The organism is Kitasatospora sp. NPDC057198, from assembly GCF_042670125.1.
Lineage (GTDB): Bacteria > Actinomycetota > Actinomycetes > Streptomycetales > Streptomycetaceae > Kitasatospora.
In genome coordinates, this window is sequence record NZ_JBHUWH010000284.1 from 1 (window position 1) to 10,358 (window position 10,358).

A 10,358-nucleotide genomic window follows, 5' to 3' on the forward strand; every position below is an offset into this window, starting at 1 on the left:
GAGCCGGACCCACAGGTCAGCGGGTCCCCGGCCTTCCGTCACTGCGGCGTACGACAGACGGCTTGCCGCGCGGGTCACGCGTCCGGCAGGCTCCTCTGATGACCTCCTTCGAACGGCGCTATGCCGCCGGTGACCACGAGGGCGTATGGGCGGACATGCGTCGCCTGGGGCCGGTTCCTGATCACCTGTCCGAGGACTGCGCGGCCGTCGCGGCGGAAACGATGCGCAGAGTCCATCGTCATGTCGCCCGGCTCGGCAATGCGCTGGAGGAACTCCGCCTGGTCCCGATCGCCGGGCTGGACATGCTCAAGCCGCCCACCCCGGCGGACCACGCCGAGTTGGAGGCGCTGGCAGGAGAGGTCGGCACTCTGCCGTTCGCGCTCGACGCCTGTCTTCGCCACGTCGGCAGGGTGTTGTTCGCCGGAGACTGTCCCGCCGTGGACCTGACCTGGGCGGAGGGGGACCAGTACGACGTTGCGAGTCTGTACCCGGATCCGCTGGTGCTGCCCGACGCGGAGCACCTGCGCTACTGCTGGAGCGAGCATCGTGAGCGGCTGCGGGCCTGCCCCGAGCCGGTGGAACCAGGCTTTCTGTTCGAGTTCGCCCCGGACGAACTGCACAAAGCCAACATCAGCGGGTCGACCCACGACATCCTTCTTCCCGAGGCGGTAGCCGACCCGGTCATTCGAGGGGTCGAAGGCCGTCCGGACATCACGCTGGTGGAGTACCTGCGCCTGTCCATCGCCTGGGGTGGGATGCCCGGCTGGTCGTTCAGACCCGACCGGGCGCCCGCCGCCCTCGCGGCGCTCCGAGTACGCCCTGATTTCTAGACCCAAGCCACGAGTGGCTTCTGCAGACGCTCGGCCGGGGTCTCCCGGTCGAACGTCTTGCGCGGCCTGTCGTTGACCTCGGCAGAGACGGCGGCCAGACGTTCGCTGCTGTGGCCGGCCAGGCCGGTGCCCTCGGGAAAGTACTGCCGCAGCAGGCTGTCGGTGTTCTCGTTGGAACCGTGCTGCCAGGCGCCGGCCGGATCACAGAAGCACACCGGGATGTCGGTGGCGACGGTGCAGGCGTGCTGGGCGGCCATCTCCACGCCCTGATCCCAGGCCAGAGACCGCGCCGCGGCCGGCGGGCAGGTGCAGCAGCATCACGTACCGGGCGGTGTGCTCCACCAGGGTGCCGATGGCCGAGGCGTTGCCCTTGCCGATGATCAGGTCGCCCTCCCAGCGGCCGGGAACGGCACGGTCCTCGGCCTCGGCCGACCGCTCGCTGATCATGACCACGGGGTCGACAGAGCGGGACCTGCGCTGCTGGCCCTGCGCTGCTGGACCTGCGCTGCTGGGCCGGGCCCCGCCCCCACCCCGGGCGGCAGCGGCGCGAGGTCCTGGGACACCCTTCCGTCCCAGCTGTGATTCACGTCACTTCCGGCGGCTCGGTGCAGCACCGAGCCCTGTTCCGCCGTCATGGGGGCAGTGATCGGGACGGGACGAGGAGAGGAGGTCGGCGGGTGAGGTTTCGCAGGAGCGGTCCGGGCAACGGATTCACGGAGTTCGTCGCACAGCGGTCGGGAGCGTTGTTCCGCACCGCGTATGCGCTGACCGGTGACGTGCACATGGCCGAGGATCTGGTACAGGAGGCGCTGGAGCGGGCGTGCCGACAGTGGCGGAAGGTCGCGGTGGCGGACTCGCCGGAGGCGTACGTGCGCAAAGTGCTGGTCAACCTGGCCAACGACCGCTGGCGGCGGCTGTCGCGCCTGGGCGAGCGCCCCGGGCTGTCGGGGGTGCCCGAGACGGCCGACCCCCGGGACCGGTTCGGGCAGGTGGATCTGCGCGCGGAACTGATCGAGGCACTGCTCGGGCTGCCGATGGGCATGCGCAGCGTGGTGGTCCTGTACTACCTGCACGATCTGGACGCCCGGCAGGTCGCCGACGTCCTGGACATCTCTTCGAGTGCGGTGAGGTCCCAGCTCGCCCGCGGCCTGGCCAAGCTGCGCGATTCCGTATCGGGCGCCCAGGCGCCGCACACCCCGTCGGCCGCTTTCGGAGGTACGAAGTGAGGAACACGTCGTCCGGACCTGCCCCGTTCGAGCCGGGCCTCGAAGCCGAGCTGCGTGCCGCGGTGGCCTCCTTCGCCGACGGGCCGACGGCGCCGGTCGTCGACGCGGCCGCGATCGAGCGAGTCGTCAGCCGCAGCCGCACCCGCCGGGCGCTCCTCGGCACCGCTGCGGCGTGCTGCGTGCTGGTGTGCGCCACGGTGGGGTTCTTCGCGCTGAAGCCCGTGTCGCCCGCGCCCGGCGCCTCCCCGTCCCCACCGGCGAACGGGGCGTGCACCCCGCTCGCCACCGGCACCCCCAAGAGCGGAAGCGCCGATGCGACTCCGACACGGGAGCAGGAGCAGACCGCGGGAGCGGGCATCGCGCTGCCGGACCTGGCCGGCATGCCGGTCGAACAGGCCGGAAGCCTGCTGCGCGGACTCGGACTGAGCTGCACGATCATGCGGCACACGGACTGGAACGCTCCCGCCGGGCAGGTGATCAGCAGTGACCCCCGGGGCGGCGCAGAACCGGTGGCACCGGGCTCGTCCGTCCTCCTGCTGGTCTCGACGGGCAAACCCGGCAGAACCTGAGCGACCGGGCCCTTCGGCCCGCGCACCGGCGGACGGCGCCCCGTCCTGCCGGGCAGGGGAGCCACCCGCTCAGGTGCGGCCGGACGGGTTGCGGCCGTTGCGCCAGCGTCTGCCGGTCTTGGGGGTGACCTCGACGATCCGGCGTGCCTCGTTGTTGCTCCCGCCCCGCTTCATGAGCTGGAAGTGTGCAGCCCGCTCGGCGGCCGGCTTCCGCCGCCCCTGAGGGCTTCGGCTCTCACAGATCTCGAAGGTCATCGCATCCCCTGAACTGGGGTGTTGCGACGACCGCCAGAACCCAAGGCACCGCAGGGGCCGGGCCCTTCGGCGTGTGCCCGGCCCTTCGGCGCGTGCCCGGCCCTTCAGCGCGTGCCCTGGCGGCGCTCCTCGTGGCGCAGCAGCAGGAACGGCAGCAGCAGCCAGGTGACCGCGAAGTAGGCGACCGCGCAGGCGGCCACCGTCGCGGCGAGCACGGCGTTGCCGGTCGCGGTGCGCAGCAGCAGCAACAGGGCGCAGCCGATGGTGAGGGCGAGCAGCGTCAGGCCCAGCCCGATCAGCCGGGAGCCGGTGCGGATCAGCACCGGCTTCAGGTCGTGCCCGGCCAGCAGCCGGTGGAAGGAGACCGGTGCGATCAGTGAGGCGGTCGCGCAGGCGCCCAGGACGACGGTGACCGTGTACAGGGCCTTGTCGAAGCCGCCGAGCGAGGCGAACCGCGGCGTGAAGGCCACGCTCAGCAGGAAGCCGAACAGGATCTGCGCCCCGGTCTGGGCGACCCGTACCTCCTGCAGCATCTCGTCCCACTGCCGGTCCGCCCGCTCCTGCGGGCTCTCGTCGCGGCCGGGGCCGCCGCCGGTGTTCCGGGAGTCGTCCACGGGAGTCCTCTCACTCGTCGTACCACTCGTCGTACCGGACCGGGACGGCCGCGGACGGCACCCGCCGCCTGTGTCGTCCGTGTCGCGCCTCGGGGTCCGGCTTCCCGGCGGGCGCTGCGGTCATGCTCGGCGTGGGCGCCGCGCGGCGGGGCAGGCGTGCAGGGCCATCCACTCCGACCGGGAGGACCCACGAATGAGCAGTGCGCAACGGTCCGTCAACGACCACCGGGCGAAGGCGCGGCAGCGCTTCGCACGCCACGACCGCCGCGGCGAGGCCCGGCTGCCAGCGGTGCTCGCCACCCTGGCGGCGATCCTGCTCTACCTGGTGCTGCCCGAGCAGCTGCTGTTCGTCCCGCGCTTCGTCCTGCCGGCGCTGGAAGTGCTGCTGCTGGTCCCGCTGATCGCGGTCAACCCGCGCCGGATGACCCGGCAGAACCGCTTCTCCCGCCTCGTGTCGCTGACCCTGGTCGCCCTCATCGGCCTCAGCAACCTCGTCTCGCTCGGCCTGCTGGTCAACGCCTTGGTCACCAGCAAGGCCCAGGAGGGCGGCCCGCTGCTGCTCGCCGCGCTCCAGGTGTGGGCCACCGGCATCATCGTCTTCGGCCTGGCCTTCTGGGAACTCGACCGCGGCGGCCCGGTGGTGCGCACCCAGGCGGAGCGCTCCGAACTGCCGCTCGCCGACTTCCGGTTCTCCCAGGACGAGAACGACGACGCCATCGAGGAGGTCGCCGACGGCTCCTCCCGCACCAGCGACTGGGTACCCACCCTGATGGACTATCTGTACGTTTCGGTGACCAACTCCACAGCCTTCAGCCCCACCGACACCATGCCGCTGTCCACCCGGGCCAAGGCCCTGATGGCGATCGAGAGCATCGCTGCGCTCATCACCTCCCTGCTCGTCATCGCCCATGCCGTGGGCGTCCTCGACCAGTAGCCCGGCGTCCCGGCCCGGAGCGCCGCCGGAAGGAGGCCACACCCTGCCGCAGCCCGGGCGGACGTTCGCCCGCCGCACCTCGCCGGCCCTCCAGGAGCTCACCTGGGAAGCGCACTCGACGGGCGCGACCATCAAGCGCGGCTTAGAACTGCTAACAAAATGAGGTGAGGGATGCCCCCGATCGGGCGAGGATGTCTCAGTACTCGCCGATGAAAGGGCAGCTATGGGCGACAGTTCTCCGCGGGAGCTCATCTCCCTCGCCGATGACGAGGGGAACAGCGTCACCGTCAACGTTCTGGGACCGAGCGCCAGTTGGAGTGCCGGCCTCAACGCCGAGATCGTCGTCAAGACGCCCTTCGTGGCTGGCCGCATCGACCTCGCTTTGTCCGTTTCGAAGCTGGAAAGCTGGGCGAACGCGCTGGACAGGCTCGACGCTGGCGAAAATGTCGCCTGGATGGAGATGAGTAGAGGGCCGTCGATCTTCATCCAGCTCACCGGCGAGCGTGACTGCCCGGAGGTGGTCGTGGAGGACGAGTCGGGGTCCATGGTCACCGTGCGCGTCCCGCTCGTTCCGCCGGACGACTGGATTGCCGACCACCGGCAACGCCTGCACCAAGTGATGAACTACTGGGTGCCGATGCTGTCAGGGTAGGGAGACAAGCCGCCGCCAGCAGATGAGCGCACAGCCGAGGGACAGGAAGGCTTCGTGGATGTCGTCGCGGATCTCCCACCGGATCCGCAGCCGGCGAAACCAGTGCAGATGGGCGAAGGCTCGCTCCACGACCCAGCGTTGGGCGCCGAGTCCAGAGCCGTGCTCGGTGCCGCGTCGGGCGATCACCGGCTTCACGCCGAGGGCCCAGACGAGGCGGCGGTACTTGTCGTGGTCGTAACCGCGGTCGCCGAGCACGATGCCCGGGCGGCGCCTGGGACGCCCTCGCTTGCCGCGTACCGGCGGGACGGTTTCGATCAGCGGGATGAGCTGGGTGACGTCGTTGCGGTTGCCGCCGGTCAGGGTGACGGCGAGCGGAATGCCGGTGGCGTCGGTGATCAGGTGGTGCTTGCTGCCGGTTCTGCCCCGATCGACAGGGCTTCGTCCTGTCTTGGGCCCCCCTTTAACGCCCGAATGTGGGAGCCGTCGACCGTCGCCCGGGAGAAGTCCAGGGCATTCGCGCCCCGTAGCTTCGCCAGAAGAGTCTGGTGCAGCCGGGGCCACACGCCGGCTTCGGTCCACTCGGCCAGGCGGCGCCAGCACGTCATGCCCGAGCCGAAGCCGAGCTCCTGCGGAAGGTGTTCCCAGGCGATCCCGGTGTGCAGCACGAACAGGATGCCCTGGAACACGAGCCGGTCCGGATGCCGCTTGCGCCCGGGATGCCGAACTCGGCGCTCCACCTTCGGCAATAGCGGCTCGACCACCGCCCACAGCTCGTCATCAACATGCCACGGCTTCGGCCGAGCCACCCCACACCCCCGGATCAGCAGTCCCGGAGCGATCCGACCACCTTGAAGATCATTTCGTTAGGAGTTCTTACACGACGATCCCGAGCGGGCACGACGCCGGTTCCACGCACTCGTCCCAGATGCCGGGGAGGACATCAGCTTCCGGCCCCAGTCGGCATCGATTACGGGACGCGCCTAAATAATTGCTATAAATCCAGCCTCGACAGTCATTGGTAGTTGATTGTGCAAACATGCAGCCGGGTGGGTGAATAATTTTGCTCAACGTATTTGTGGATGGAAATGTGCACTATGCCGCAAGTGGGGCGGATGTGCAGCGAATTATTGAAGACTTCTTCGGGCTTAATCAAAATGATGATTCCTCGGCCGTGGGGCCAGTGGCCAGGGGTGAGGAAATTGAATTTGCGTTTTCCAGGGCCGATGTGACCCCGGTCGAATCCTTGCAAGGCTTTGATGGCCTGTTGCATGTAAGCGCAAACTGGCAAACTGGATATGGCGCTCTCAAGTGGATCACTGAAGACGGTTTGACATTTTCGACCGACAGTGAAATTGCCGGGGTGGTCTGGATTTCCGACAATCCAACTCCGCCAGATTTTGATCCGCTGGTAGTTGCGGATAAAGACTTGCAGCTGCACTATCGACCGCAGAACACGCTGCCACTCGGTGCGGTCCGGGCTGCGATAGAAGAATTCTGTCTGGGCGAAGTAGGGGCGAGGCCGGCATGTATCAGCTGGATGCCTGGAGATTTCAGTGGCCAGCCACTTGATATGCTGATTGAAATTATTGAAGAAGACAATTCTTGTGACGATCCCTGGTGCGACAATCCGGAACCCAATCATCCCATCCATTGATTGATCGCTCAGTTTTCCAGCGCGCCGCCCGCACTGCCCTGGACCACGCTGTCCCTTGGTCTGGCGATCGACTGCCATTAGCGAGTTGGTGCGTGATTGAGGTGGGGACGCGACGGCTCGAGTTGCGGTTTGGTTCAGGTGGTGGCGGTGCGGTCGGAGACGAGTCCGGCGATGGCGAGGTGGGTGTCGGGAAGTGTGTCGCGACGGTGGGTCCAGCGTCCGAGGCCCTTCCATCGCTTGTGGTCAGCGAGGGCGTGTTCCACCGGGATGCGCCGGGACGAGTGGGTGTGGCGGTCCTGCTCGCGTGCCTGGTGGATTTCCGGCGGGCAGATCTTGTTCGCCTTATGCGGCGGGGTGATGGCCTGGCCGGGATGATCCCGTCGCAGCCCCAAGTAGCCGTCATCGAGCAGGACTTGGATGCCAGGAAACTGGCGGAACAAGTCGTCTATGCCTTCACTGCGGATCGCGGTCGCGTCGTGCATGTGTCCCGGGCGGAGGTTGCCGGCCCACAAGGTGCGGCCTTGTTCGTTGGCGACGACGGTGGCCTTCATGGTGTTCTGCTCCTTCTTGCCGGACACGAACGCTCGCCTGCCGCGCCGGTGGCCGACCGGGCGGCGGACCTGGATCTCGGTGGCGTCCAGCCGCAGGACCACACCTTCGGTCTGGGCGTAAGCGAAGGCGTCCGCGAGCGTCCGTAGCCGCACCCCGGACCGGTCGGGGACCGCGAGCCACGCCGGGCGAGCAGGCCGCGGATCTCGGCGACAGCCCGGGTGATCGTGGAGCGGTCCACGCCGAACAGCAGGCCAAGGACCGTGTGCGCCGCCGGCGGAAAAGGGGCAGCCGGCGGGGATGAAACGACAGATCACGTCCTCGGCCGAGCCCGTGGCGGACTGAGCGCCAAGGTCCACCTGGCCTGCGACGGACGGGGCCGCCCGCTCGGCTTCGTCCTGTCCGGCAGCAACACAAACGACTGCACCCGCTTCGAACAGGTCCTGGAGTCGATCCGCGTCCCGCAGCGTCTGCACGGAGTTCTGCGCGCCCATCATCAGAGGCACCGACGGTCAGATGGACGGCCCGATCCACCCGAAGGAACACGGGACACACCGCCGCCAGTCCTACTGGCCCGGCAAGATATGACAGCCCCTCACCGCGCCGCACCCACCGACACGACCAGGGTCATGACCGTCGCACCGCTCACCCCACAGGCCGCCGCAGACCTTCCCTGCCCCGGTGTCGCCGAAGCCCTCGGCTGGACCGACGCCTGGCAGACCCGCCACGGCGACATCTGGCTCATCACCCGGGAGGACGGCGACACCCTCGTCCGCCGTGCCGACGGCACCGGGCAGGTCGTCAGGTTCCCCGACCCGACCGGCGACTACCGCGGCTACACCACGCCCGCCCCCGGCGGCACCGCCTTCGCCGTCTGCGGCGACAGCGCCGTCACCCTCCTCGACGGGGAAGGCAACGCCCGCTGGAGCCACCCGCACGACCCGTGGTCGGCCGACAACGGCAGCGGCCGCGGCGCCTGCGCGTTCACCGCCGACGGACGCCACCTGATCGCCGTCGTCCCCGGGACCGACACCGCAGGCGGCTACGAGGGCGACGTCCTGGTCATGCTCGACTCCGCCACCGGAGCACCCGCCGCCTCCCACTCCCTCACCGCCGCCTCCGCGATCTACGAGATCCGGCAACCCTTCGAAGGCTCGGGCCAGCTGGTCGTCTCGGCCGGCCAGGGGCAGGACGACGTACTCACCTACATCGCCGTCTTCGACGGCACCACCCTGCACACCACCGAGCTCGACACCAAGGACGAGCCGGTCACCGACATCGACACCACCGGCCGGCACCTCCTCACCCTCGAACGCGGCGGCGCCAACCTCACCCTCCGCACCCTCGGCGATGACCACCTCCCCACCGCGGAGCGGGAACTGCCCGTCGAACGCCTTACCGAGGACGAGGACCAACTCTTCGTCGGACGCCCCGTCCTCCTCGGGAACAGCCGCATCCTGGCCGCTGTCGCCGACGAGGAATGGGCGGAAGAGACCCGCCACTTCCTCATCGACGCCGCCACCCTGCAGCTGCTCGCCGAGATCACCTACCCGCGCCCCGCAGGCCCCGACATCGTCCCCCTGCCGGACAGCAGCTGGCTGACCCCCGACGACGACCGACTCGACCACTGGCACCTCGACCAGCCGCACCCCTGAACCACCGACATCCCGTCGGCCGGACCCGAAGGGCAGAACTCCAGGGCGCATCACCCGGCCGGAGCAGCCCCGTAACCTTCCGCGGACCTGTACCCCGTAGGGAGAAAACCCCGCAGCAACCCGGCCACAAGATGCCCGAGGAGTGCCTCACCCGTACCGTCACCGGCCCGGCCACCCGAGCGCACCAGCGGAGGACCGCATCTCCCACCCGGCGGCGGCACGTCAGAACCCCGGCCAGGCAGGCCAGACAGGATTCCTGACCTCCTGACCTCCTGACAGTGACTGTCACGAGCAAAGGCAGCGGTCCTCTGAACGAAGCCACCTGAGTTCGCCGATTCGGCGGTCCATGACCACCGGGGCGGGCCGGTGGAGCACGAGGCGGGACCAGCCGTCACGGACGCTGGTGGTCTCGTAATGCGTAGGTCGAGAGTGGCTCTGAGTACTGATGGAACAGGGAATGGACAGGGGCAGACGTAGCTGGGTGGTCGCCATTGCGATGGAACACCCCCTGCGAGCGCGGGGCCGAGTTCCGCGACCACTTCTTCGAACACTTCGTGGGGGAGCAACCCCCGTGCTCGCGCGGGGGGCTGACGAGGTAGGGGTGGGCTGTCGGCCTGTCGCTGTCTCCCGGGCGAGCCGAACCTGATGTCCCGTCACGTCAGGTCAGCGAAAGTCAGCATGGGTCCGAGTACAGCCTGGCCCACGCTCCCGTACCCGGGAACCGAAGCCTCCTGAGCCGTCCCGGCACCAGCCGCACGACGAGGTCGACCACTTCGTGCAGGCAGTCGAGCCGATCGTCCGGACAGCGCGGCCGCGGAGTCCGTTTCCGCAGGTCATGGCGGTGGCGGGTGGCCACGTGGCCCTTCGTCTTCAATTCCCTTCACTCGTCCTACGGTGCTCCGGTGGGTTCTCAACACCGGATGGGTGAACGGAGAACCTGTACGTGTCTCGGTGACCAACTCCACCGCGTTCAGCCCCACCGACACCATGCCGCTGTCCACTCGGGCCAAGGCCCTGACGGCGATCGAGAGCATCGCCGCGCTCATCACGTCCCTCCTGGTCATCGCCCACGCGGTGGGCCTCCTGGACAAGTAGGGCCCGGATACCGGCACGGCGGACGGAGGGTCCCTTCGTTGGGTGTGCGGTGCGGTCGGGAGGCGGGCATCGGGGCGGTGTCGGCGGTGTGGACGGCGGTGTCGGCGGGCCGGGGGTGTTCCGTTCGCGGGGCGGCGAAGCTACTCTTCGGTAGCAAATTCCCCGCCGACCCGCCCCTGGAGCGCCGATGGCATCCGACCGTTCCGCCCGCCTCCTGGGCGGCCTGCTGCTGACCGCCGGGATCGCGCACTTCGCGGCCCCGAAGCCCTTCGACGCGATCGTCCCGCGCGCGCTGCCCGGCTCGCCCAGGACCTGGACCCGGGCG

The 10,358-nt window shown here is 68.9% G+C and carries 10 protein-coding genes and 2 pseudogenes; 8 read left to right on the forward strand and 4 right to left on the reverse strand.

Features of this window, described 5'->3' with window-relative positions:
• Positions 1-98 precede the first annotated feature (98 nt).
• Positions 99-830, forward strand: coding sequence for a hypothetical protein (locus ACFUEL_RS26650; RefSeq protein ID WP_380239299.1), 732 nt, complete (start codon positions 99-101; stop codon positions 828-830).
• Here the strand turns inward: ACFUEL_RS26650 and ACFUEL_RS26655 are convergent.
• A pseudogene (locus tag ACFUEL_RS26655) lies at positions 827-1,328 on the reverse strand (transposase); the annotation flags it as partial. The gene ACFUEL_RS26650 and the pseudogene ACFUEL_RS26655 sit on opposite strands and share 4 nt — an antisense overlap.
• A gap of 179 nt (positions 1,329-1,507) precedes the next feature.
• Here ACFUEL_RS26655 and ACFUEL_RS26660 point away from each other — a divergent pair.
• Positions 1,508-2,056, forward strand: coding sequence for a SigE family RNA polymerase sigma factor (locus tag ACFUEL_RS26660; RefSeq protein ID WP_380239300.1), 549 nt, complete (start codon positions 1,508-1,510; stop codon positions 2,054-2,056).
• On the forward strand, positions 2,053-2,625 hold the full coding sequence (locus ACFUEL_RS26665) for a PASTA domain-containing protein (RefSeq protein ID WP_380239301.1): 573 nt from the start codon (positions 2,053-2,055) through the stop codon (positions 2,623-2,625). Before ACFUEL_RS26660 ends, ACFUEL_RS26665 begins: the two co-directional genes overlap by 4 nt.
• A gap of 359 nt (positions 2,626-2,984) precedes the next feature.
• On the opposite strand, the gene ACFUEL_RS26670 is transcribed toward ACFUEL_RS26665, so the two are convergent.
• Positions 2,985-3,494, reverse strand: a complete 510-nt coding sequence (locus ACFUEL_RS26670; RefSeq protein WP_380239302.1) for a DUF6328 family protein — start codon at positions 3,492-3,494, stop codon at positions 2,985-2,987.
• Between the two features lie 193 nt (positions 3,495-3,687).
• Between ACFUEL_RS26670 and ACFUEL_RS26675 the strand changes: the two genes are divergently transcribed.
• Complete coding sequence (locus ACFUEL_RS26675; protein ID WP_380239303.1) at positions 3,688-4,428, forward strand: hypothetical protein; 741 nt, start codon at positions 3,688-3,690, stop codon at positions 4,426-4,428.
• Between the two features lie 223 nt (positions 4,429-4,651).
• Positions 4,652-5,080 (forward strand): DUF5959 family protein, encoded by a 429-nt coding sequence (locus tag ACFUEL_RS26680; protein WP_380239304.1) that lies wholly within the window; start codon positions 4,652-4,654, stop codon positions 5,078-5,080.
• On the opposite strand, the gene ACFUEL_RS26685 is transcribed toward ACFUEL_RS26680, so the two are convergent.
• A protein-coding gene (locus ACFUEL_RS26685) for an IS5 family transposase (RefSeq protein ID WP_380239305.1) occupies positions 5,072-5,886 on the reverse strand; the annotation gives its coding sequence in 2 pieces (ribosomal slippage) (positions 5,072-5,544 and positions 5,544-5,886; 816 coding nt in all). The two genes, ACFUEL_RS26680 and ACFUEL_RS26685, sit on opposite strands and share 9 nt — an antisense overlap.
• A gap of 254 nt (positions 5,887-6,140) precedes the next feature.
• Here ACFUEL_RS26685 and ACFUEL_RS26690 point away from each other — a divergent pair.
• Entirely contained in the window at positions 6,141-6,734 is a 594-nt protein-coding gene (locus tag ACFUEL_RS26690) for an Imm1 family immunity protein (protein WP_380239306.1), read from the forward strand.
• A 134-nt stretch (positions 6,735-6,868) separates the two neighbouring features.
• Here ACFUEL_RS26690 and ACFUEL_RS26695 read toward each other — a convergent pair.
• A pseudogene (locus ACFUEL_RS26695) lies at positions 6,869-7,551 on the reverse strand (transposase family protein); the annotation flags it as partial.
• Between the two features lie 361 nt (positions 7,552-7,912).
• Here ACFUEL_RS26695 and ACFUEL_RS26700 point away from each other — a divergent pair.
• On the forward strand, positions 7,913-8,938 hold the full coding sequence (locus ACFUEL_RS26700; RefSeq protein ID WP_380239307.1) for a hypothetical protein: 1,026 nt from the start codon (positions 7,913-7,915) through the stop codon (positions 8,936-8,938).
• Positions 8,939-9,889: 951 nt separating this feature from the next.
• Positions 9,890-10,033, forward strand: coding sequence for a hypothetical protein (locus ACFUEL_RS26705; protein WP_380239308.1), 144 nt, complete (start codon positions 9,890-9,892; stop codon positions 10,031-10,033).
• Positions 10,034-10,358 lie beyond the last annotated feature (325 nt).

Excerpts from the sequence above, each read along its gene's own strand:
- ACFUEL_RS26650 (WP_380239299.1), top strand. The coding sequence starts at position 99 with ATGACCTCCTTCGAACGGCGCTATGCCGCCGGTGACCACGAGGGCGTA.
- ACFUEL_RS26675 (WP_380239303.1), top strand. The coding sequence starts at position 3,688 with ATGAGCAGTGCGCAACGGTCCGTCAACGACCACCGGGCGAAGGCGCGG.
- ACFUEL_RS26680 (WP_380239304.1), top strand. The coding sequence starts at position 4,652 with ATGGGCGACAGTTCTCCGCGGGAGCTCATCTCCCTCGCCGATGACGAG.
- ACFUEL_RS26700 (WP_380239307.1), top strand. The coding sequence starts at position 7,913 with ATGACCGTCGCACCGCTCACCCCACAGGCCGCCGCAGACCTTCCCTGC.